This window comes from Oerskovia flava (assembly GCF_026163685.1).
In the GTDB taxonomy this organism is placed as follows: Bacteria; Actinomycetota; Actinomycetes; order Actinomycetales; family Cellulomonadaceae; genus Oerskovia_A; species Oerskovia_A flava.
Map to the genome: position 1 here is coordinate 1 of NZ_JAOXSR010000009.1, position 22,454 is coordinate 22,454.

Sequence of the window (22,454 nt, forward strand, 5' to 3'; positions counted from 1 at the left end):
CCACAACGATGACCACCAGACACCCGACGAGGGATATTGGCATTGACTATCAAGCACACTGTTGAGTTCTCAAACAACCGACACACACCGACTCAGACCCGCCCAGCGGACCCTCACTCGGGGCAACTCGTCAAACTTACCAGACTCTCCGCCCCGTTTCCAAACCCGCGCAATTTCTCGCGGTGGAATCGAAAGGGAAGAACCGGGTCCCATTTCTATCATGGCGGCGCGGTGCGTCCTGACCATTCCTGAGCTGGGTTTTTCCCGTGGGACCAGCCACCGGACGCGATCGTACGAATCGATCTTGGGGTGTCTGTTCCTCCCGACCGGGAGTGGCTTCGCGAGATCGCATGTCTGCGGCTCGCGGCGCGGGTAGAACACTACCACGGCTTCGAGACGCCCTACGCCGTCTCCTGCAGGTCCTCCTCGACGGCTGCGCGGAGCCGTGCGGACATCGCCGCCGTCGCCGCCTCGAGCTCGGCGGGACCCTCCACCCGGAAGGGCACCTCGAACATCGCGAGCCAGGCAGCGAGGCCGCCCCAAGACCACGACCCTGCAGTCACCCGGCAGCGCCCGACGTCGAGCGCCTCGACCGTGCCGTCGTCGCCGACCCAGTGTGCGACGTCCTCCGCCGAGGCCTCCAGGACCGCCACGCCCCGGACCGGCGCCGGCGGGCGGGCGAACCGATCCGCGACGTACGTGGCGACATCCGGTGCGGGCAGCTCCCGCGGGGTGAAGCGGGGGCCCGTCGGGGTGCGCGGTCCCATCCGGTCGACCCGGAAGGTACGCCAGTCGTCCCGCTCCAGGTCGTACGCGACGAGGTACCAGCGCCCGCCCCACGTCACCAGGTGGTGCGGCTCGGCCCGTCGGGGCGGGCCGAGCTCCCCGGCGCGCGCCGCCGTCTCGCTGCCGGACCCGCCCTCGTAGTCGAACCGCAGCACCTCCCGCGCGCGCACCGCCGCACCCACCGCGAGCAGGACGTCGCCGTCCACCTCTCTCCGCTCGTCCCCAGCACGCGCCACCGCCGTGGCCTGGAGCGCGTCGATCCTGCTGCGCAACCGTGCCGGCATCACCTGACGGATCGTCGCGAGCGCCCGCAGCGACGCCTCCCCGGTACCCGCCAGCGGCGGGGCCTGCAGGGCGACCGCCACCGCGACGGCCTGCTCGTCGTCGAACAGCAGCGGCGGGAGGTCGGCGCCGGCGTCCAGGCGGTACCCGCCGTCGGGCCCCTTGGTCGCACGGACCGGATACCCGAGCTCACGCAGGCGGTCGACGTCGCGACGCACGGTGCGAGGGCTCACGTCGAGGCGCTCCGCGAGCGTGCCGCCGGGCCAGTCGCGGCGTGCCTGGAGCAGCGACAGGAGCTTGAGAAGTCGTCCGGAGGTCTCGAGCATGGCTCCAGGTTCGCACGGCCAGAGGACAGGAACTGGCCTCTACCCTGGCGACGGTGGTGACCTGCAGCCGAACCGACTCTCCCGCGCCTGGGGCGCACCGCCCGCGCGCCCCGAAACTCGCTCCCGGAGGATCTCCACTCGATCGCACACCAAGGACTACGTGGCGGGCTCCGGCAGCCGCGCCCGGCAGACCGTCCACGCGGTCCGCGGCATCGACGTCGACGTCGCGCCCGGCGGGCCCGTCGCCGTGCTCGGCCCCAACGGTGCCGGCAGGACGACGACGCTGCGCATGCGACGCCGGGTGTGGACGGTCGTGGCGGTCACGACCGCCACGGTCGGCCTCACGGAGGGGATCCGGACCATGGTCCGCGCCACCGACTGAACCGCGCTCAGGCCACGAGGGTCACGCGTGGTGGGCGCGGAACGCGTCGGTCAGGCTCGGCCCGCCGTCGCCGAGCCGCCACACGCTCCAGCCGTCGGCCGTGTGCGTACCCGACACCGCGACCGCCGCCGCGTCCGGGTGGCGGAAGCGCGCGCCGTCGGTCAGCTCGATGAAGCCGTCCGGGTAGAGGACGGCCTCGAAGCGCTGCCCGCGGCGCGGGCGCGACCACACGAGCCGGGTCGGCGCACCGATCGCCCCGGCGAGGGCAAGGAGGTCCGGGTCGTCGTCCGGGCCGAGCGGCGGGACGTCGTGCGCCTGTGGCGGTGCGGGTACGACCTGCTGCCCTGCGGACGGGGTCGGCAGGTCGGGCACCGAGTAGTCAGGCACCGAGTAGTCAGGCACCGAGTAGTCAGGCACGGCGAGGTCCCCGGGGGGCCGGTACGACAACGGGTCGTACCCCGTGTCGCCGGCGGTCTGCGGTGCGGCGTCGTAGCCGTGGGAGAGGTAGGACTCGCGCGTGCGGATCGACTCCCGGGTGCGCACCGACTCCCGGGTGAGGATGGACGCACGCCGCACGGGACCGTCGTCGGGCGTCGAGGACGGGGCCCGCTCCGGGGCCGGGGCAGGCGGCGGCGACTGCCGTGGCTCCGGCGCCGGCTCGACCGAGATGGTGCCGATGTCGATCGGCAGCATCGGGCCGGTCTCGACCGTCGACCCCGCGGCACCGTAGGTCGTCGGGGACTGGTCCTCCTGCGCCCGACGACGCTCCGCGCGGGACAGGGAAGAGCTCGGAGCGCGGGTCGGGTGCCTCGGAGCGGGGGGCGGGTCCGGGACGGGAGTCTCCGGCGCAGGGGCCGGACGGGGGTGCTGCGTGACGACGGGGAGCTTGCCCGTCAGCGCACGACCGACGGCGAGGCCCTCGGCGAACGACGCCACCTCGGGTCCCGCAGGCTCGGCCGGCGTGCTCCGGGTGACCGTGAGCGGGGAGACGTCGACGAACCTCCGACCGTCGGCGCCGTGCACGACACCGAGCTGGAGCACGGCGACCGGTGACCCCGGCTGCCGCAGGAAGTCCAGCGCGTCGAGCACGCTCGGCGCGGCGCTCGAGCAGATGATGATGAGCCGGGCGCCCGTGGCGCGCGACGTCGCCTGCGACCGGGTCAGCGGGACGTTGTCGTAGAAGGTCGAGACGTCCTGGTGGAACCGTCCCGCACCGCCGGAGTACTGGCCCGCGAGGTCGGCGCGCGTGTACCGCCCGGCGCGGCCCGCGTGGTTGAGCGCCTGGCCGAGCGACGCCTCCGTCAGCTCACCCACGACCTCGATGACCACGGGCAGCCCCGCGGCGTCGAGCGCCAGCAGGTGCGGGTCGTCCGGCGTGGTGCCCGACGCGACGGGGAAGATCTGCTCGCCCAGCAGGCCGTCGATGTTGCCGTCGACGACCCGCTGCGCATCGGTCCCGAGAGCTCCTCCGGGCGGTGACGGCTGGACGAGAACCGGACGCTCGGCGTCCACCTCGAACAGGGGCATCAGGGATCTCCATCGGTTCGCGAGCACGTTCAGGGCGAACGCGTGTGACGCATAGCCTACGTCGGCGGTCAAGACGGCCCCAGGGCCGCACGGACGGGTGTCGGAGCAGTCCCGGCACGTGGGGTCGGAGGGGCCTCAGGCGTCGGCGAGGCGCGCCTCCACACGCTCCACCTTGCCGGTCAGCTCACCCGTACGGCCCGGCCGGATGTCGGCCTTCACGACGAGCGAGACCCGGTGGCCTGCGGCCCCCACGGCCTCCGACGCCCTCTTGATGACGTCCATGCACTCGTCCCACTCGCCCTCGATCGTCGTGAACATCGCGTCGGTGCGGTTCGGCAGGCCGGACTCCCGGACGATGCGGACGGCCTCGGCGACGGAGTCCGTGACGGACTCCCCGGCACCGAGCGGAGCGACGGAGAACGCGAAGAGTGCCATCCGTCCATCCTGCCCGGACCCTCGCCCCGCGACCACCGGTGATCGCGTCACACCGGGCGCGCGGGCGCACCGCCCGCCCGCCGCCGCGACGTAGGCTCGGGCCCGTGAACGCTGACGTGCGGGTGACGGTCCTGGCCGGGGGTGTGGGCGGCGCCAAGCTCGCCCACGGTGTGCAACGGACGGGGGCAGACCTCACCGTCGTGGTGAACACGGCGGACGACACCCGCCTGCACGGGCTCGACATCAGCCCCGACCTCGACACCGTGGCGTACACGCTCGCGGGCGTCGTCAACCCCGAGACAGGCTGGGGTCGGGCGGACGAGTCGTTCACGACGCTCGAGACGCTGCGGTCGCTCGGCGAGGACGCATGGTTCCTCCTCGGCGACAAGGACCTGGCGATGCACGTCGCGCGCACCGCCCACCTGCGCGCCGGCGCGACGCTCACCGAGGTCACCGCGCGGCTGGCTGGCGCGCTGGGTGTGCGTGCGCGCCTCCTGCCCATGACCGACGACCGCGTCGCGACCCTCGTCGACACACCGGCGGGACGGCTCGACTTCCAGGAGTACTTCGTGGCGCGACGGCACGCCGACGAGGTCCTCGGCCTGACGTACGAGGGGGCCGACGACGCCGCTCCCGCACCCGGTGTGCTGGACGCCGTCGCGAGCGCCGACGTCGTGCTGCTCGCCCCGTCGAACCCCTTCCTGTCGATCGCCCCGATCCTCGCGGTCCCCGGAGTGCGCGACGCGCTCGCGACGAGCTCGGCCCGCCGGGTCGCGGTGAGCCCCATCGTCGGCGGCCAGGCGCTCAAGGGCCCGGCCGCCGCCGTGCTCGCGTCGCTCGGGCACGAGGTCTCCGCACTCGGCGTGGCCCGCCTGTACGCGGGACTGGTCGACGTCATGTGCGTCGACGAGCGCGACGCGGACCTCGTCCCCGCGATCAGGGACCTCGGCCTCGAGGTGCTGGTGACCGACACCATCATGGGCGCCGGGCCGGGCCGCGAGCGCCTCGCGCACGAGCTGCTGGAGTCGGCGTGACCGAGCGGGTCGTCGCGGTCGTCCCGCTGCGCGACGGCGCCTCCGGGAAGTCACGCCTGGCGAACGTGCTGGACCCGGCGGCGCGCAGCCGGTTGATCGGTGTGCTCGCCCGGCACGTCGTGCAGGTGCTGCTCGAGGTCGAGCAGGTCGACCAGGTGGTCGTCGTGACGGGCGACCCGCGCTTCGCGTGGCGGGCGCTGCACGACCTCGTCGTCGAGCCGGCGGCCGGGTCGGCGGGCTCCCGCGACGGGGCCGGGGCGGGCCAGGGGGACGACGGGCGTGACGTCCTGCCGACGCTGACCGCACGCGCCGACCGGCTGCGCATCGTCCTGCAGCCCGCGGACCGGCCCGGGCTGAACACGGCGCTGGACGTCGCGCGCGAGCTCGTCGCGGACGACGGCGGGGTGCGGCTGCTGGTCGCGCACGCGGACCTGCCGGCGCTCTCGCCCGCCGACGTCGTGGCGGTGCTGGCCGAGGACGCGCCGGTCGTCGTCGCGACGGACCGGCACCGCTCGGGCACGAACCTCCTCGCTCTCGAACCCCCGCTCTCCTCGCCCTCGAGCACGACCTTGCTGCCGTCCCCGCCCGGAGAACGACAGCAGGGTCGTGTTCGGCAAGGGGTGTTTCAGTTTCGGTTCGGGGTGGGGAGCCTTGGGGCGCACCTGCGGGAGGCCGAGCGGCTCTCGGTGCGGGCCGTCGTCGTGCACCAGCCCGGGACCGCCACGGACCTGGACACGCTCGAGGACTGGGACGAGCTGCCGGCGGACGTCCGACGGCGGATGACGAGTGCGGTGCCGTCACTGCCGACGGACTCGCCTCAGGGCTCGCCCGCGCCGGACGGCAGCACGCTGTAGGTCGCCGTGAGGGCACCGCGCGGGGATACCGTCGCGCCCGAGACCTCGAGGTGCGCCGGTGTGCCGTCGAAGAGCCGCAGCCCGTCACCGAGCAGCACCGGGACCGTCGTCAAGAGGTAGGCGTCGACGAGCCCGGCGGCCGCGAGCTGGTGCACGAGGCGGATGCTGCCGAGGACCACGATCTCGCCCTCGACGTCACGCTTGAGCGCCGTGACCGCGTCGACGAGGTCGGCCCCGAGCCGGTGCGACGCCGGGTGCGCCAACGGCTCGTCGAGCGTGCGCGTCGCGACGTGCTTCGGCGTCGAGCGCAGGATGTCGGCGAACGGGTTCGGCTCGGGTGTCGTGAGCCAGTACCCGACCAAGTCCTCGTAGGTGCGGCGCCCGAAGAGGAACGCCGAGGTCACGCCGCCGCCGCTCATCGCCGCCCGGGCCCCTTCCGGGTCCTGGGCGAACCACGTGGTCGCCCACCCTCCACGGTCGAACCCGTCGCGTGTGTCCTCGTCCGGCCGTCCCGGGGACTGCGCCACCCCGTCGAGCGAGACGTTCTCCACCACCAGCAGCGTGCCCATGCCTGACTCCCGTCGTCGAGCCGCCGACCGGCTCTCGGTCCTGTGGACCCGTCCCGGCGCCCGAAGTCATCGGTCGATCGAACGCCCTCCGGCCCCGGCTACCAGCGCCCCCGGTGCACGACGTCGTCGAGCGGCTTGCGGGGACGACGGCGGGGCGACCCGCTCGGGCGGTCGTCCCCCGGGTGCCCGAGCGCGACGACGCCCGTCGGCGCGAACTCGTCAGGGATGCCGAACGCCTCGCGCAGGCGCGGGACCTCGCCCGGCTGCACACCGAAGAAGCACGCGCCGAGTCCCTCGTCGACGGCCGTCTGGAGCATGAGCAGCGAGGCCATCCCCGCGTCGACGTGCCAGTACGGCACGGCCCAGCGGTTCTCGTCCCGGTCCGCCCAGCCCTTGTCGTCCTCGGCGTAGCGCCGCAGGTAGGCGTCCTTCGACGTCAGGACCAGGACGATCACCGGTGCCGTGCGCATCCCGTCGAGCCACGTGCCCATCTGCCTGCCCCCAGGCGGTGGGGTGGAGGCCTCCCAGAAGCGTGCGACGTCGTCGGGCTCGGTCAGCACGACGAACGCCCAGCCCTGGGCGAACCCCGCGCTCGGGGCACGCACCGCGTTGCGCAGCAACCGCTCGACCGCCTCGGGTGCCACCGGCTCGTCCGTGAACCGGCGGACCATACGGCGTCGGCGCACGACGTCCTGGAACTCCATGCCGTGATCGTCTCAGACGCTCGCGTCAGCGGTGGCGCCCACGGCGACCTTGGCGCTTCGACGCTCGGCGACGTTCCCGGCGTCCGGCGCCGCCCGGCGTGCCGTCCGGCGTGCCGAGCATCGTGACGAGCTCGTCGAGCGGTGCGGGGAGCGTCACCGCGAGGTCGGCGTCGACCCACACGTCCTGCACCGCCAGGCGCCACGCCGGTCCAGTGCGGGACCGCTCCGCGATCGCCTCGCGGAGATCGGTGCGCTCGACCACCGCGTCCTCGACCGCCCCTGCGGCCACGAACGCGAGGAACGCGTGATCGTCGAGCGGGACGCGCTCGTACCCGAGCGTCACCAGCGCGTCGAGGAGCGGCAGCGGGTCCGGTTCCTCGCGCGCACGGTCTCCCACCTCGTCCCAGACCTCGATCTCCGCGTCGTCCTCGAGCCGCTCCGCCCGGGTGCCGGTGAACTTGAGGAAGTGCTCGAGGTAGCGCTCCGCGAGCTCCCGCGCCGCGGCCGCGTCGAGCGGCGCGAAGGTCCGGGGTTCCACGGCGTCGTCGACCTCGGTGGCGAGGCGCTCCGGGACGTCGTCCGGCACCGCGCTCGTGTACTCGACCCTCACGACGTCAAGGATGCACCACCGGCCTGGTCCCACGCCCACGAGCGCCGCGGGTCAGCTGGCCCCGTTCCAGACGGCGTCCGGTGCGCAGGTGTCCGGGACGTGCAGGTCCTCCGGTGGCTCCCAGTCCTGGGCGACGCGCTCGCGCAGCACACCGCCCGCGATGCTGATCGCGTCGCCGGCGACGAACGCGCCGTCGCCGGTCCGCAGGGTCTCGCCGTCCCAGGCCACCCGGTCCTCGTTGAAGACCGGGAGCCAGCGGACCCCGGACCCGTCGGTGATGTAGACGCACCCGCCGTCGACGGTGAGGCGTCCCTCGATCAGCGCGGCGTCGCCCGCACCCACGCTCGGTCCCCACAGGGCGACCTCGTCGACCGTCACGCCTCCCCTGTCGCCGCCCCAGGGCCCGACGCAACCGGCTGCGACCGCGCCCACCCCGACGGCGAGCAGCACCGCAGGGGCGAGCGCGTGTCGTCGGGCACGGTCCAGAGCTCCCATGGACCGACCCTAGGACGCGCTCCACGCGTCCCGCGCTCCCGGCTCGGATCGTCATCCGATCGTGACGCCCAGCCCGGGGATCCCTCCCTGACCCTCAGGACGAGAACTTCTCAGGACCGGCGTCACGCCGCGTCGAGCCGTGCTCGGACGTCGGGGTCGAGGTCGAGGTCGACGGCGCCGAGGAGCTCGTCGAGCTGCTCGACGGTGCTCGGACCGATCACCGGGATCACGGGGTGGTCGCCGCCGAGGAGCCATGCGAGGACGACCTGGTTCGGCGTCGCGCCGACCTGGCCTGCCACCTCGTGGAGCGTGCGGATGCGCTCACGCGTGGTGGGGTGGTCGAACCCGTCCCACAGCGGCTTGTCCCGCCGCACGTACGCACCCTGAAGGATCGGGGAGTACGCGACGACGGCAAGCGGTGGCCGCTCCGGCATCCCGGTCGACGCCGCGTAGTCGAGCAGCTCGTACGACGCCCAGTTGTGCCGCCCCGGCTCGGGTGTCGGATAGACGTACGTGAGGTTCTGCTGGACGAGCCCGTAGGGCGCGATCCCCTGCCGGGACGCTTCCTCGCGTGCCTCGACGACACGCCACAGGGCCACGTTGGAGATGCCCGTGATCCCGACGGCACCCTCGGCCTGGAGCTTGCCGTACGCCCCGATCGTCTCGGCGAGCGGGGTGTCGAGGTCGTCGACGTGCCCGTACAGCACGTCGAGGTGGTCCACGCCGAGATGACGCAGGCTCTCGTGGGCCTCGTACGCGACGACTCGCGGGTCAAGACCCTGGAAGTTCGTCGGCTCGACGTTCTGCAGAGGGAGCGCCGGGTCCTTCTTCGCCGCGCCGAGCTTCGTCGCGAGGCGGACCTGGTCACGGACGCCGCGGTTCGCGAGCCAGCGACCCAGCAGGTCCTCGCTGTCGCGTCCGTGGCCACCTTGCCAGTAGCTGTAGTTGTTCGCCGTGTCCAGGAACGTCCCACCGGCTTCCAGGTAGCGATCGAGGACGGCGAACGACGTGTCCTCGTCGACCTGCGTGCCCATGTTCATCGTGCCGAGGCACAGCGTCGACACGTCGAAGGTGGTCCGGCCGTCGCCGATGGTGCGGTAGCGCATGGTGCTCTCCCTGATCGTGCGGGTCATGATGGCGTCGTCCACGCTACGAACTCATCGGCCTGGGTGTACGGTCCGATTCCATGGCAGCGGAGCAGACCAATCCGTCAGTCCTCGGTCCTCCGACGACGCTCGCCTGGGAGGCGCTGCTCGACCTCGGCACCGGCTCGGGCTCGCGCGTCGCGCGGCTCGAGCACGCCGTCCGCGACGCCGTGCGCGCGGGCCGGGCGCCCGTCGGCGCGGCCCTCCCGCCGAGCCGACAGCTCGCGGAGACGCTCGGCGTCTCCCGCTGGGTCGTCACCGAGGCCTACGGCCAGCTCGTCGCGGAGGGCGTCCTGGAGGCGCGCACCGGTTCGGCGACGCGTGTGGCCGCCTCTGCGTCGCCACGTGCCGCTGCGTCGCGGACCGTCGCCGGTGCGCCACCTGGCAGCGAGGCACGCGTCGCCCCTCGCCTGCCGTACGACCTCGCGCCCGGAGTGCCCGACCTTCGGCACGTCCCGCGCGACGCCTGGCTGCGTGCAGCCCGCGAGGCGCTCTCGACGGCGTCGAACGACGATCTCGATGCACCAGCACGGAGCGGCCACCCCCGGGCGCGCGCCGCGATCGCGGGGCACCTGCACCGGGCACGGGTCGTCGCGGGCGGGCACGAGGCCGTCGTCGTCACGCACGGCGCGACCGACGGGATGGCGCGCGTGGCTGCCGCACTCGCCGCGGACGGGCACACGCACCTGCTCGTCGAGAACCCGAGCTGGCCGGTGCTGCGCGACGTCGCGGCGCGGGCCGGGCTCGTGCCCGTCCCGGTGCCAGTCGACGCCGACGGGGTCGACACCGCGGCGCTGGTCGCCGCCTCTCGCCGGACAGGGGCACGGGTCGCTCTGCTCACGCCGGCACACCAGTTCCCCACCGGGACGGCTCTCGCTCCCGCGCGGCGCGAGGCCGTCGTCGCCTGGGCGCGAGAGGTAGACGGCCTCGTCGTCGAGGACGACTACGACGCCGAGTTCCGCTACGACCGACGCCCCGTCGCCGCGCTCCAGGGACTCGCGCCGGACCGCGTCGTGCTGCTCGGCTCGATCAGCAAGACCCTGTCCCCGGCTTTCGGCCTCGGGTGGATGGTCGTCCCGCCGCGCTGGCGCGAGGCCGTGGCGCGCGAGCACGGGCCGACGTCGGGACCGTCCGTCGTCGAGCAGCTCACCTTCGCGCGGCTCGTCGGGTCAGGCGCGTACGACCGGCACCTGCGCGCGGCCCGCGGGCGCTACCGACGCCGCCGCGACGCGCTGCTCGCAGCCCTCGCCCACGAGCTGCCCGCAGCGGGGGTACGCGGCATCGCCGCCGGCATGCATGCGCTGCTCCACCTGGGAGACGAGGCGCCCGACGCCGCGCACGTCGTGCCGGAGGCCGCGGCGCGCGCGGTGGCTGTCGTGGACCTGCGCCGCTACCAGGCTCACCCCGTCGCGCTCTCGACGACGATCGTCCTCGGGTATGGCAACCTCGCCGACGCGCGGGTGGCCGAGGCGGTGCGACGGCTCGCCGACGCCGTGCGCGCGGCCGGGACGTCGCGTTGACACATCACCGACCGCAAGCACCACGCGCGACACCCCTGACGGTCGTCAGGCGAGCAGGTCGAGCGCCGCGTCGAGGTTCGCGAGCGCCTGCGGATGGTCGACGCGGGTGAGGAGCAGCGCGGAGACGAGGAGCGCGGTGCACAGGTCGGCGACGCGGTCGTGCTCGGCGGCGGAGCGGTCCGGGAAGTGCGCGACGACGCCGGCGCGGACCGCGGTGCGCAGCTCTGCCCGGTAGGCGGCGACGGTCTCGCGCACGACGGGGTCCTTGCCGATCGGTGCACCTGCCGCGTTGATGAGCAGGCAGCCGCTCTCGGCCTGGACGGTCCCGGGGGAGGCGAGCGCGGCACGGAGGCCGGCGAAGTAGTCGATGACCGCGTCGGGTGCGACGTCAGGAGCCGTGAGCGCGGCGAGGCGGGGGCGGACGACCTCGTCGAGGTAGCTCGTCACGGCGGCGTCGAAGAGCCCGCGCTTGCTGCCGAAGGCGTGGTAGAGGCTGGACCGGCGCAGGCCGGTCGACACCTCGAGGCGTGGCATCGACGCGTCCTCGTACCCGTGCTCCCAGAAGGTCGCGCGCGCCGCGCGCACGACGTCCGCCGTGTCGAACGTCTGAGGCCTGCCCATCCACGCTCCTCCCACAATTTTTGTGAACCGTGCGGTCCAGTATATGTTGTGGAACGATCGTTACAGAAAAGGTCGGAGCCGCCGACCCCAGACGAAGGAGCAGCCGGATGATCGCCGTCGGACTCGTGATCGCTGCCGCCGCCGCGGCACTGCACGTCGTCATCTTCTACCTGGAGTCCGTGGCGTGGACGAGCCCACGGGCTCGCGCGACGTTCGGCACGACCCACGAGGAGGCCGAGGCCACCCGTTCGCTCGCGTTCAACCAGGGCTTCTACAACCTGTTCCTCGCGATCGCGACCGTGCTCGGCATCGTCCTGCACCTGGCAGGCGAGCAGACCGTCGGGATCACCCTGGTGCTCACCGGCACCGGGTCGATGCTCGCCGCCGCGCTCGTGCTGCTCCTGTCCTCGCGCGCGCACCGCGCCGCCGCGATCAAGCAGGGCATGCTGCCGCTGCTCGCCGTCCTGGCGACCGTGGCCGGGCTGGTCCTCTGACCGAGCGACCCGCACCCCGCACCACCCCGCGTCCTACCCGACGCACCACCCCACCCGCACCCCGCACCCCCGGAGGTCCCCGCATGTCGTCCGCCCTCAGCACGCAGGTCCAGCTCGTCGCCCGTCCCGAGGGCTGGCCGACCTCCGACGACTTCCGTACCGTCACCGTCGAGTACGGCGACCTCGCCCCGGGCCAGGTGCGCGTGGTCAACGAGTTCGTGTCCGTCGACCCGTACATGCGCGGCCGCATGAACGACGTGAAGAGCTACACCCCGCCCTTCGCCCTCGGCGAGACCATGACCGGCGGCGCCGTGGGACGCGTGGTCGAGACGACGGTCGACGAGCTGCCCGTCGGGGCGCTCGTGCTGCACCAGCACGGCTGGCGGGACGTCGTGCAGGAGGACGCCGCCGGGTTCCGCGTGGCGCCCGAGATCCCGGGCCACCCGTCGTCGGTCCACCTGGGGATCTTCGGCCTCACCGGCCTCACCGCCTATGTCGGCCTCACCGCGATCGCCGGCATGAAGCCCGGCGACACGGTCCTCGTCTCCGGTGCCGCGGGCGCCGTCGGGACCGCGGCCGGGCAGATCGCGCGCCTGCTGGGCGCGGCGCGCGTCGTCGGGTCCGCCGGTGGACCGCGCAAGGTCGAGCTGCTCACGGAGCGCTACGGCTACGACGCCGCCCTCGACTACAAGGCCGCCCCCGTGCGCACGCAGCTCCCCGCGCTCGTCCCGGACGGTGTCGACGTGTTCTTCGACAACGTCGGCGGCGACCACCTGGAGGCGGCCCTCGACGTCATGAACGACGGCGGCCGCGTCGCCCTGTGCGGGGCCATCGCCGCGTACAACGCGACCGACCGCGCGCCGGGGCCGGACAACCTGGGGAACCTCATCACCCGCGGGCTGACCCTGCAGGGGTTCACGCTCGGAGGCTACCTCGGGCTCGCCGCGGAGTTCCGCGAGCACATGTCCGGCTGGTTCGCCGAGGGGAAGATCGCCTACGACGAGACCGTCGTCGACGGCATCGACCACACGGTCGACGCGTTCCTGGACATGATGCGCGGCGCCAACGTCGGGAAGATGGTCGTGCGCGTGGGGACGCCCGCCCGGTAGCCCCGGGTCACAACCGCTCGGCGAGCAGCTCCACGAGCGCCTTGCCCTGCACCCCGGCGAGCTGGTCCGCCTGCGTGCGGCACGAGTACCCGTCGGCGAGGTAGACGTCGCCCTCGGCGGCGTCGCGCAGCGCGGGCAGCAGCGCGTTCTCCGCGACGGCGACCGACACGTCGTAGTGACCCTTCTGCATCCCGAAGTTCCCGGCGAGCCCGCAGCACCCCGCGAGCACCTCGATCCGCGCACCGGCGTCCTTGAGCAGCCGCTCGTCCGCGCGGAAGCCCATGACCGAGTGCTGGTGGCAGTGCGGCTGGACGACGGCGGTCACGTCGGACAGGTCCGGCAGGGTCCAGCCGCTGCGGGTGTCGGGTGCGGTGTCCACCGACGTGAGCAGCTCGGCGAGCGTGCGGGTCGCCGCCGCGACGGCCTTCGCGCGCGGGTCGTCGGGGAACAGGTCGAGCAGGTCGGAGCGCAGCACGGCCGTGCAGGAGGGTTCCAGCCCCATGATGGGGATGCCGTTCACGGCGTACGGGCCCAGCACGGACAGGAGCTTCTCCAGCCGCTTGCGCGCCCCGTCGAGCTGGCCCGTGCTGATCCACGTCAGCCCGCAGCACGCCTGCTCGTCGGGTACGACGACGTCGTAGCCCGCGGCTGTGAGGACCTTGACCGCGGCCTGCGGGACGCTCGGCGACAGCGCGTCGCTGAACGAGTCCGTCCACAGCACGACCCGGGGCCGCGGGGCAGCGCCCGGCGGGCGACCGGGCTGCTGCCCGAGCGCCAGCCCGGGCACCCCCTGCGTGGCACCGCCGCGCTTCCACCAGGTGCGGAACGGCACCTCGGCGAACGCCGGCACCTCGCGGCGGGTGTCCATCCCGCCGAGCGCGAGGACGAGCCGCGCGATCGGACGCACGCCCAGGAGCTTGTTGACGAACCGCGGCATCGTGCCCGCGAGGCGCGCCCAGCGCGGGAGCCAGCCCAGGGCGTAGTGGTCGACGGGGCGCAGCTTCCCCTTGTACGTGCGGTGCAGCACCTCGGACTTGTACTGCGCCATGTCGACGCCCGCGGGGCAGTCGCTCGAGCACGCCTTGCAGGACAGGCACAGGTCGAGCGACTCCCGCACCTCCGGCGCCGTGAGCCCACCGACGAGCGTGCCGTTGACGGCCTCCTGCAGGACGCGCGCGCGGCCACGCGTGACGTCCTTCTCGTCCTTCGTCGCCTGGTACGACGGGCACATGAAGCCACCCGACGCACTCGTGTCCGCGCGGCACTTGCCCACGCCCACGCAGCGGTGCACGGCCTTGGTGAGGTCGCCGTCGTCGTGCGCGAACGAGAACCCGGTGAAGCCCGCCCGCTTGCTGATGCCCTTGGCGTCGGCGCCGACCTTCGCGAGGACGGGGCGGGCCTGGGGCCGGCGCAGGTCCTCGTCGATCGCGCTCGGACGTACCACGATCCCCGGGTTCATCACGTCCTCGGGGTCGAACAGCGCCTTGAACCGCTCCATGAGCGCGATCGCGTCCGCCGAGTACATCAGCGGCAGCAGCTCGGAGCGCGCCCGGCCGTCGCCGTGCTCCCCCGACATCGAGCCCCCGTACTTCGCGACCAGCGTCGCGGCGTCCGTCATGAACGTGCGCAGCACCGACCCGGACGTCTCGAGCGGGATGTCGATGCGCAGGTGGATGCAGCCGTCGCCGAAGTGCCCGTACGGCAGGCCGTCGACGCCGTAGCGCGCCATGAGCGCGTCGAGGTCGCGCAGGTAGGCGCCCAGCCGTGCGGGCGGCACCGCGGAGTCCTCCCAGCCCGGCCACGCCTGCTTGCCGGCGGGCGTGCGCCCGGCCAGCCCCGCGCCGTCGGCCCGGATCTGCCACATGGCCGTGGCCTCGGGGCCCGCGGGCAGGATGATCGTCGCCTCGCTGCCCGACGCCGCCACGATCGCCTCGGCGTTCGCCTGCGCCTCGGCAGGGGTCTGCCCGCCGACCTCCACCATCAGCCAGCCCGCGCCCGGGGGCAGCGGCGGGACCGACGCCTCCCCGCGGTGGCGACGGACGACGTCGACCAGGCGAGCGTCGAGGCCCTCGATCGCGAACGGGTGCAGGTCGAGCAGGGCGGGGACGTCGTCGGCCGCGCTCGGCATGTCCGGGTAGCCCAGCACCACGAGCGTCGGCTTCGAGGGCATCGGCACGAGCCGGACCGTCGCGCCGAGGATCGTCACGAGCGACCCCTCGGTGCCCACGAGCGCCTTCGCGAGGTCCGAGCCGTTCTCCGGGAGGAGGTGCTCGAGCGAGTAGCCCGAGACCTGCCGGCCGAACCGGCCGAACTCCGTGCGGATCAGCGCGAGGTTGTCGCGCACGAGGTCGGCGAGGCCCGGCACGTCCGCGAACGTCGGGTCGCCCGAGCGGGCCGTGAAGCGCCGCCCGGTGCCGTCCACGACGTCGAGGTCCACGACGTTGTCGGCCGTGCGGCCGAACGCGACCGCGTGCGGGCCGCACGCGTTGTTGCCGATCATGCCGCCGAGGGTGGCCCGGTTCTGCGTCGAGGGGTCCGGCCCGAACCGCAGCCCGTGCGGCGCGGCCTGCGCCTGCAACGACGACATGACCACACCCGGCTCGATGCGCGCCGTGCGCGCCTGCGGGTCGATCCGGCGCACCCGGTGCACGTGCTGGGAGAAGTCGAGGACCACACCCGTCCCGATGGAGTTCCCCGCGATCGACGTCCCGGCGCCGCGCGCGGTGATCGGGACCTTCAGCTCACGGGCCACGTCCAGGGCCGCGATCGCGTCGTCGGTGTCCTTGGGGAAGACGACGACCTCCGGGACCACCCGGTAGTTCGAGGCGTCCGTCGAGTACTCGGCGCGGCGCCGCACCGAGGAGTCGACCTCGCCGCGCGTCACGGTCCGCAGCGCCCGGGCGAGCGCGTCCCGGGCCGCGTCGGCGGCGCGCTCGGCCTCTCGCTTCGCCGCGGAGCGCTCCTCCTCCGCACGGGCGTCCCGCTCCTGCGCCTCGGTCGGTGCGGGCGCTCCGGTGGTCTCGGGTTCAGCTGACACGTCCGCGATTCTCGCATCCGCGAGCGCCCTGCTGCAGTCGGGTCCGGCAGGCGTCGGGTCCGGTGCTCGTCTGCCGGGCGCTTCGTCGCGCGCGCTGCTCGGGGCTGCTGGCAAGGTGGGTGGTGCCGGGCACGGTGCTGCGAGAGCGTGCGGAGGCGATGTGACGGACGAGGCGAGGGAGAGAGCATGCGCGTGGTGATCGTCGGGGCGAGCGGGAACGTGGGCTCGGCGCTGCTGCGGCGCTTCGCGCTCGACCCGACCGTGACCTCGGTCGTGGCGGTGGCCAGCCGGGTGCCGCGGGCGGACGGCACGAGCACCGTCGTCCCGCCGTTCGACACCGCGCACTGGGTGCGCTGCGACCTGACGGACCCGCGCGGGGTGGTCCACGAGCGGCTGACCGAGGCGTTCGCCGGGGCCGATGCCGTCGTGCACCTCGCGTGGGCCCTCAGCCCGAGCCACGACACCGCCCACCTGGACCGCGTCAACCTCACCGGGACCCGGCGGGTGGCGCGCGCAGCCGTCGCCGCGGGCGTCCCGCACCTCGTGGTCGCGTCGTGCGCGAGCGTCTACTCCCCCGTCGGCCCGCCGGCCGCCCCGCCCGACGACGTCCCCCGCCTCGAGACCTGGCCCACCGAGGGCATCGCGACCTCCGTGCTCAGCCGGTCGAAGGTCGCGGTCGAGCGCATGCTCGACGAGCTGGAGGAGGACCACCCCGAGCTCGTCGTCACCCGTGTGCGCTCGGCCTTCACGGTCCAGCGGGACGCCGCGAGCGAGCTCACGCGCCTGCTCTTCGGCCGGCTGCTCGCCGCGCCGCTGCGCCGGTCGGGGCAACTGCCGACGCTCGTGTGGCCCCGTGGCCTGCGGATCCAGCTCCTGCACGCCGACGACGCGGCCGAGGGGTACCGCCAGATCGTCGTCGGCCGCCACCACGGCGGGTTCAACCTCGCCCACGACGACGTGCTGACCGGCGCCGACGTCGCGGACGTCGTCGCGGGTGGGAATCTTCGTGAGGTCGCCGCGCCGACCCTCAAGCGCGCGCTGTCCCTCGCGTGGCACGCGCGGGTCGCGCCGGTCGAGCCGGGCTGGCTCGACGCCGCCATCGGCGTGCCCGTCCTCGACTCCGCCCGCGCGCGGGCACTGCTGCACTGGGAACCCGTGCACGACGCGCGGTCGGTCCTCGCCGAGATGATCGACGGGCTCGCGCAGGGTGCGGGAACCCAGAGCCCGCCCCTGCTGCCCGGGTGAGCGCCGCAGCCCGGGTGGGCCGCGGCGTCGGGCAGCAGGAGCGGGCGGGCTCGCTCCGCAGAGCGGGCGCAGACGCCGTCAGGACTCGACGGTCGCGTCCAGCGTGATGGTCGTGCCGGTCAGCGCCTTGGACACCGGGCAGGTGGCCTTCGCCTCCTCGGCCGTCTTCCGGAAGCCCTCGGCGTCGATCCCCTCGACCTCGCCCCGGACCGTCAGTGCGACGGACGGGATGTGGAAGCCGCCGGCCGGGTCCGCGGCGAACGTCACGTCGGCCGTCACCTCGAGCGCGACGACCGTCGCACCCGCCCCGCCCAGCAGGGCGCTGAGCTGCATCGAGTAGCACGACGAGAGCGCGGCGCCGATGAGTTCCTCGGGGCTCGTCACACCGTCGGCGGTCTCCGCCTCGCGACGAGGGAAGGAGACGTCGAACGTGCCCGTCCCCGAGCTCGTCAGCTCGACCTGACCCGAGCCCTCCGAGACGGAACCATTCCACGCGGTACGTGCGGTACGGACTGCCATGAGTACTCCTCGCATCGGGATCTAGAACCCCCCGACCGTAACGCGTCAGCCGAGCGTGCCGGCCGGGCGGTAGACGATCGACGACGTCCTGTTGTCCATCACGCCCATCGTGGAGCAGGTCGGGGTGCAGTTGCGCCGAGCACCCTTGTAGCTGAACTCGTCGTAGTACGTCCCCCAGCAGCCGGAGTACGACTCGGCCGAGCTGATGACGTTGTTGTAGCCCACGTTGCGCATGTTGGGGAAGCCGTACGTCGAGCCCGTGCGGCAACCGTTCCCGCTGGTGCCCCACAAGATCCTCGTCGCCCCGGTCCAGTTCGAACCCTTCGCGATGAAGCCCAGCAAGATCGACGACGACGGCGTCACGGCATCCAGGGCGCCCGTGGCACGGACGGCCCCCAGGTCCGTCGACCCGTTCTTCACCGTGAGGTCGGCGGCACCGGCGGCGCCCGTCGTCCGCGTTGCGACGCCCGCCGCGAGGGCCGCGCGGTCGGCGCCGGCCGCCACGGCCTCGTTGTGCGCGACGGCGATCTCACGCACCCCCTCCCGGGTCGTCGCGACGTCCGCGAGCTGGTGCTCCGGCAGACCCGTGACGTGACTGAGCGCCTCCGCGAGAGAGTCGAAGCACTCCTCCACCGGGTCGGGCACCGTGGCCGGGTCCTGGCCAGGCAGGGCGGGCGACGCGCCGACCGTGCAGGTCGGCCCGGGGTCCACCTCGCCCGGGAGTGCGGGTACGGCTTCCGATGCGCCCGCCGGGAGCGTCCCTCCCACGGCGACCCCGGCGATCAGCACCACGGCCGCCACGAGTGCGGTACGGCGAGAACCACGTCTGTTCATCCTCTGCTCCTTGTGCGTTGAGGCCACGCCCCGGGGCTGTACGACCCCGTGGACCTGACGCGCGGGTGAGGACGACCGCGGAACGCCGACGTCCCGCTGCCCCCGCCGCGATCCTAGGGGCCCCTGGACAGCCGTGTCTCGTACCTGTCGCACGCCTGTGGACAACCGCGGGACGCTCCGGTGTCGCCTGCGGCGATTCGCCTATAGCGTGCACATGGGCTGTCGGCACAACCCGCCGGCGCCGAGGGAAGGACCCATCCAGCACAACCCTCGAAGACACCGGTCAGACCGGGGAAAAGAGTGTCGATGAAGCGCCGTTCGCTGCTAGCAGCCCTGTCCAGCCTCGCGGTCGCGTCGGCCGCCGCACTGCCCGCGGCCGCCGCCCCGCCACCTGACCCCGCGGACGGGCCCGGGCTGCCGGTCGCGAGCGCCGACCTGGCGCCCACCGACAAGATCACTCCCTCCCTGGCCGACGCCACCGGACCGGTCACCGCCTTCGTCGAGCTGGACGCCCCGTCCGGGGTCGAGCTCAGCGAGTCCGGCGCGAGCCCCTCGCAGGTCGAGGCCGGTCGCGAGGACGTGGCCGAGCTGGCCGACGAGGTCGTCCCCCAGCAGGCCACCGCGCGCACCGCCGGGGCCCGTATGCCGCAGCAGCTCTCCGTGACGAGCACCCTCGTCGCCGGGGTGGTCGTCACCGGCGACGCCGACCGGATCCGTGCGCTGGCCCGCGAGGACGCGGTGACCGCCGTCTACCGGATCGTGCCGAAGCAGCCCGCGAACAAGGGCAGTGCCGCGTTCACCGAGGCGCTGGCCGCCTGGCAGGACACCGGGTTCACCGGCGAGGGCGTCCGTGTCGGCATCATCGACACGGGGATCGACTACACGCACGCCGCGTTCGGCGGACCCGGCACCCAGGAGGCCTTCGACCTCGCCTACGGCGAGCGCGGCGAGGGCCCCGTGCCGGACGGGACGTTCGACGAGGTGAAGTACCTCGGCGGCTACGACTTCGCGGGCTACGACTACGACGCGAGCGGGACCGTGCCCGGCACGACCCTCGTCCCGACGCCCGACGAGAACCCCATCGACTCCCTCGACTCCGTCGGCTCCGGGCACGGCTCGCACGTCGCCGGCACCACGGGGGCGTACGGCGTCACCGCGGACGGCGAGACCTTCCGGGGCGACTACACCGAGCTCGACGACATCTCCGACTGGGAGGTCGGCCCCGGCTCGGCCCCCGAGTCCGGGCTGTACTCGCTCAAGGTCTTCGGTGACCTCGGCGGCTCCACGGGCGTCGTCATCGACGCGCTCGAGTGGGCGGCCGACCCGAACGGCGACGGGGACCTCTCCGACCGCCTCGACATCGTCAACCTCTCCCTCGGCTCCGACGCCACCCCCGTCGACGACCCCGAGAACCTCTTCATCGACCAGCTCTCGCGCCTGGGGACGCTGTCCGTCATCGCGTCGGGCAACGCCGGGGACGCGGTCGACGTCGGCGGCTCGCCGGGCAACTCCCGGTCCGCGCTGACCGTCGCGAACTCCGTCGGCAACACGCAGACGTTCGACGCCGTCGAGGTCGTCGAGCCCGCAGAGCTCGCAGGCACCTACCCCGCGCAGAACTCCGTGAACTACGCGGGCGAGGACGACGTGACCGCACCGGTCGCGTTCCTCGGCGCCGACGTGACCGGCTGCCAGCCGTTCACCGAGGAGCAGGCAGCGGCTGCCGACGGCAACATCGTCCTGCTGTACTGGGACGACGACTCCACCTCCGCCGGCTGGTGCGGCAGCGCGGCGCGGTTCAACAACGCCGAGGCCGGCGGCGCCGTCGGTGTCCTGCTGACCTCCGAGCTGCCCGTCTTCGAGGCCGGGATCGCCGGCAACGCGGGCATCCCCGGCGCGCAGCTCACCGGACCGAGCCACGACGAGCTGCGGCCCGCGATCGAGGACGGCACGGTCGTCATGACGATCGGCCCGTCGTACGCGAACTCCGAGTTCGTCGAGCTCCCCGAGATCGGTGACACCCTCAACGCCGGCTCGTCGCGCGGCGTCCACGGCTCGCTCGGCGTCGTCAAGCCCGACGTCGCGGCGCCCGGCACCGGTATCGCCTCGGCCGCCTCCGGCCGGCTCACGGGTGCGTCGATCAAGTCCGGCACCTCCATGGCCGCGCCGCACGTCGCCGGCATCGCCGCGCTCGTCAAGCAGGCCAACCCGGGGTGGACGCCCCAGGAGGTCAAGGCGTCCGTCATGAACACGGCGACGAACGACGTGTGGACCGGCCTCGACGGGTCCGGCACCGCCTACGGCCCCGAGCGGGTCGGCTCCGGGCGCGTGGACGCGCTCGACGCCACCCAGGGCACCACCCTCGCCTTCGCCGCGCAGGACCCCGACCTCGTCTCGGTCTCCTACGGCGTCGTCCCCGTCGGGGCGGACACCGTCACCCTGCGCAAGCCCGTGACGGTGAAGAACACCGGCGACGAGCCGGTCACCTACTCGACGGGCTTCACGTCGTCCAGCACGTCGGGCGGTGCCGCCGTCACGGTGACGCCGGCCGAGGTCACGGTCGCCCCCGGGCGGTCCGGCGTCGTCACCGTGACCCTCACGGCCGACCCCACGACCCTCGAGAAGGAGCTCGACCCGACGTCGTCGCCCACCCTCCTCGGGGTGCCGCGGGACGTCGTCTCCATGGTCACCGGCCGCGTCGTCCTCACCCCGGAGGGCGGCGGCAACGAGCTGCGCGTGCCCGTCCAGGCGGCGCCCAAGCTCGTCAGCGACCTGTCGGCCGACCCCGTCGTCTTCGGCGGGGAGAACGCGACCGAGGCCTCGCTCGACCTGTCCGGTCGCGGCGTCGCGTCGGGCGGCTGGCTCTCGATCCTCGCGCCGTTCGAGCTGAAGACCACGAGCCCGCGGCTCGAGGCCGACGCCGCCGAGGGGACGTCCGCGTCGCTCATCGCGGCGGGCGACCTGCGGGCGATCGGGTTCTCCTCCACCGCACCGCAGATCGAGGCCGCCGGCGGCGACCCGACCACCGGCACCATCGGGATCGGTGTCGCGGTCGACGGCGAGTGGGCCACGCTCGGCAGCCGGGTCATCCCCGTCGTGGAGACGGACCTCGACGGCGACGGCGACCCGGAGTTCGAGACCGTGGTCTGGAAGTACGACCTCCAGACGGACGTGACGCTCGCTGAGACGTACGCGCTCAAGGACGACCCCGACGGGGCCTACGCGGCGGGTGCGCTCCTCACCCAGATCCCCGTGAACTCGCAGTGGGGCGACGTCGACACGTCGGTCTTCGACAACAACGTGCTGGTCGTGCCCCTCCCGCTCGAGCCGCTCGGGATCACGCCCGGTACCGAGCCGACGTTCCGTGTCGTGACCTACTCGGTCTTCGCCACGTCACCCGACCAGATCGTCGACGCGAGCGAGACGTTCACCGGTGACCCGTACGCCCCCGCGTACTGGTTCGAGGGCGGTGCCCCCGACTCGCTGCTCTTCGCCGGGGCTGACGACACGTCGCTCACGGTGCACCGCTCCGAGGAGGCGGCCGCGGACGGCACCGGCAAGCTGCTCATGCTGCACATGCACAACGCACGGCCCACCTCGCGGTGGCAGGTCGTCGACGTGTCGACGTCGGACGCGACCGTCGAGCTCGCCGTGACCGCCGAGACGCGGTGCATCGGGCCGCGCGCGCACCTCGCGGTGCGTGCGCTCAACGAGAGCGACGTCGCGGCGTCCGTCTCGTTCGACACACCGTTCGGTGACAAGGCCTTCCCCCAGGTGGGCGCGGGCAAGAACGCCTATCAGACGTTCAACACCCGACAGGTCGCGGTCGACGAGGGCACCGTGACGGTCACCGGCAACGCCACGATCGACGGCGTGGACGTGACCACCGAGTACGAGGCCGCCTACGAGCAGATCAGCTGCTCGTAGTC

Annotated in this window: 20 protein-coding genes; 8 read left to right on the plus strand and 12 right to left on the minus strand. The window is 73.4% G+C overall.

Going from position 1 to position 22,454, the window contains the following annotated elements:
* Positions 1 to 401 precede the first annotated feature (401 nt).
* On the minus strand, positions 402 to 1,394 hold the full coding sequence (locus OHL10_RS14140; protein ID WP_265522876.1) for a helix-turn-helix transcriptional regulator: 993 nt from the start codon (positions 1,392 to 1,394) through the stop codon (positions 402 to 404).
* Positions 1,395 to 1,554: 160 nt separating this feature from the next.
* Here OHL10_RS14140 and OHL10_RS18735 point away from each other — a divergent pair, with 160 nt between their 5' ends.
* Positions 1,555 to 1,776, plus strand: a complete 222-nt coding sequence (locus OHL10_RS18735) for a hypothetical protein (RefSeq protein ID WP_425499015.1) — start codon at positions 1,555 to 1,557, stop codon at positions 1,774 to 1,776.
* 21 nt (positions 1,777 to 1,797) lie between these two features.
* Here the strand turns inward: OHL10_RS18735 and OHL10_RS14150 are convergent, their stop codons facing one another.
* Complete coding sequence (locus tag OHL10_RS14150) at positions 1,798 to 3,303, minus strand: restriction system modified-DNA reader domain-containing protein (RefSeq protein ID WP_265522877.1); 1,506 nt, start codon at positions 3,301 to 3,303, stop codon at positions 1,798 to 1,800.
* A 135-nt stretch (positions 3,304 to 3,438) separates the two neighbouring features.
* Positions 3,439 to 3,738 carry an MTH1187 family thiamine-binding protein gene (locus tag OHL10_RS14155; RefSeq protein ID WP_265522878.1) on the minus strand — a complete coding sequence of 100 codons (300 nt, stop codon included), beginning with the start codon at positions 3,736 to 3,738 and terminating at the stop codon, positions 3,439 to 3,441.
* Between the two features lie 104 nt (positions 3,739 to 3,842).
* On the opposite strand from OHL10_RS14155, the gene cofD reads away from it, so the two are divergent.
* Both cofD and OHL10_RS14165 read left to right on the plus strand, forming a co-directional pair.
* Entirely contained in the window at positions 3,843 to 4,772 is a 930-nt protein-coding gene (gene cofD / locus OHL10_RS14160) for a 2-phospho-L-lactate transferase (protein WP_265522879.1), read from the plus strand.
* Positions 4,769 to 5,626, plus strand: coding sequence for a glycosyltransferase family protein (locus OHL10_RS14165; protein WP_265522880.1), 858 nt, complete (start codon positions 4,769 to 4,771; stop codon positions 5,624 to 5,626). Before cofD ends, OHL10_RS14165 begins: the two co-directional genes overlap by 4 nt.
* Here OHL10_RS14165 and OHL10_RS14170 read toward each other — a convergent pair.
* From OHL10_RS14170 to OHL10_RS14190, 5 genes are all read right to left on the minus strand, one after another.
* Positions 5,590 to 6,195, minus strand: a complete 606-nt coding sequence (locus OHL10_RS14170) for a dihydrofolate reductase family protein (protein ID WP_265522881.1) — start codon at positions 6,193 to 6,195, stop codon at positions 5,590 to 5,592. The two genes, OHL10_RS14165 and OHL10_RS14170, sit on opposite strands and share 37 nt — an antisense overlap.
* 98 nt (positions 6,196 to 6,293) lie before the next feature.
* A complete protein-coding gene (locus tag OHL10_RS14175) occupies positions 6,294 to 6,899 on the minus strand; it encodes a nitroreductase family protein (protein WP_265522882.1) in 606 nt (201 codons plus the stop codon).
* A 25-nt stretch (positions 6,900 to 6,924) separates the two neighbouring features.
* Positions 6,925 to 7,509, minus strand: a complete 585-nt coding sequence (locus tag OHL10_RS14180) for a hypothetical protein (RefSeq protein ID WP_265522883.1) — start codon at positions 7,507 to 7,509, stop codon at positions 6,925 to 6,927.
* 51 nt (positions 7,510 to 7,560) lie between these two features.
* Positions 7,561 to 8,004, minus strand: coding sequence for a hypothetical protein (locus tag OHL10_RS14185; protein WP_265522884.1), 444 nt, complete (start codon positions 8,002 to 8,004; stop codon positions 7,561 to 7,563).
* 122 nt (positions 8,005 to 8,126) lie between these two features.
* Positions 8,127 to 9,152: an aldo/keto reductase gene (locus tag OHL10_RS14190; protein WP_265522885.1), complete on the minus strand. Its 1,026-nt coding sequence runs from the start codon at positions 9,150 to 9,152 to the stop codon at positions 8,127 to 8,129.
* Between the two features lie 38 nt (positions 9,153 to 9,190).
* Between OHL10_RS14190 and pdxR the strand changes: the two genes are divergently transcribed.
* Positions 9,191 to 10,669 (plus strand): MocR-like pyridoxine biosynthesis transcription factor PdxR, encoded by a 1,479-nt coding sequence (pdxR, locus tag OHL10_RS14195; protein WP_265522886.1) that lies wholly within the window; start codon positions 9,191 to 9,193, stop codon positions 10,667 to 10,669.
* Between the two features lie 45 nt (positions 10,670 to 10,714).
* On the opposite strand, the gene OHL10_RS14200 is transcribed toward pdxR, so the two are convergent.
* Positions 10,715 to 11,290 carry a TetR/AcrR family transcriptional regulator gene (locus OHL10_RS14200; RefSeq protein WP_265522887.1) on the minus strand — a complete coding sequence of 192 codons (576 nt, stop codon included), beginning with the start codon at positions 11,288 to 11,290 and terminating at the stop codon, positions 10,715 to 10,717.
* A 107-nt stretch (positions 11,291 to 11,397) separates the two neighbouring features.
* Between OHL10_RS14200 and OHL10_RS14205 the strand changes: the two genes are divergently transcribed.
* Positions 11,398 to 11,784 (plus strand): DUF1304 domain-containing protein, encoded by a 387-nt coding sequence (locus OHL10_RS14205; RefSeq protein ID WP_265522888.1) that lies wholly within the window; start codon positions 11,398 to 11,400, stop codon positions 11,782 to 11,784.
* A gap of 83 nt (positions 11,785 to 11,867) precedes the next feature.
* Positions 11,868 to 12,893, plus strand: a complete 1,026-nt coding sequence (locus OHL10_RS14210; RefSeq protein WP_265522889.1) for an NADP-dependent oxidoreductase — start codon at positions 11,868 to 11,870, stop codon at positions 12,891 to 12,893.
* Between the two features lie 7 nt (positions 12,894 to 12,900).
* Here OHL10_RS14210 and OHL10_RS14215 read toward each other — a convergent pair whose 3' ends face one another.
* Positions 12,901 to 15,777, minus strand: coding sequence for an FAD-binding and (Fe-S)-binding domain-containing protein (locus OHL10_RS14215; RefSeq protein WP_265523036.1), 2,877 nt, complete (start codon positions 15,775 to 15,777; stop codon positions 12,901 to 12,903).
* Positions 15,778 to 16,116: 339 nt separating this feature from the next.
* Here OHL10_RS14215 and OHL10_RS14220 point away from each other — a divergent pair, with 339 nt between their 5' ends.
* A complete protein-coding gene (locus OHL10_RS14220; RefSeq protein ID WP_265522890.1) occupies positions 16,117 to 17,175 on the plus strand; it encodes an NAD-dependent epimerase/dehydratase family protein in 1,059 nt (352 codons plus the stop codon).
* A gap of 78 nt (positions 17,176 to 17,253) precedes the next feature.
* Here the strand turns inward: OHL10_RS14220 and OHL10_RS14225 are convergent, their stop codons facing one another.
* Both OHL10_RS14225 and OHL10_RS14230 read right to left on the minus strand, forming a co-directional pair.
* Entirely contained in the window at positions 17,254 to 17,694 is a 441-nt protein-coding gene (locus OHL10_RS14225) for an OsmC family peroxiredoxin (protein WP_265522891.1), read from the minus strand.
* Positions 17,695 to 17,739: 45 nt separating this feature from the next.
* On the minus strand, positions 17,740 to 18,528 hold the full coding sequence (locus OHL10_RS14230) for a hypothetical protein (protein WP_265522892.1): 789 nt from the start codon (positions 18,526 to 18,528) through the stop codon (positions 17,740 to 17,742).
* A gap of 306 nt (positions 18,529 to 18,834) precedes the next feature.
* On the opposite strand from OHL10_RS14230, the gene OHL10_RS14235 reads away from it, so the two are divergent.
* Positions 18,835 to 22,452 (plus strand): S8 family peptidase, encoded by a 3,618-nt coding sequence (locus OHL10_RS14235; protein WP_265522893.1) that lies wholly within the window; start codon positions 18,835 to 18,837, stop codon positions 22,450 to 22,452.
* The last annotated feature ends 2 nt before the right edge of the window (positions 22,453 to 22,454 follow it).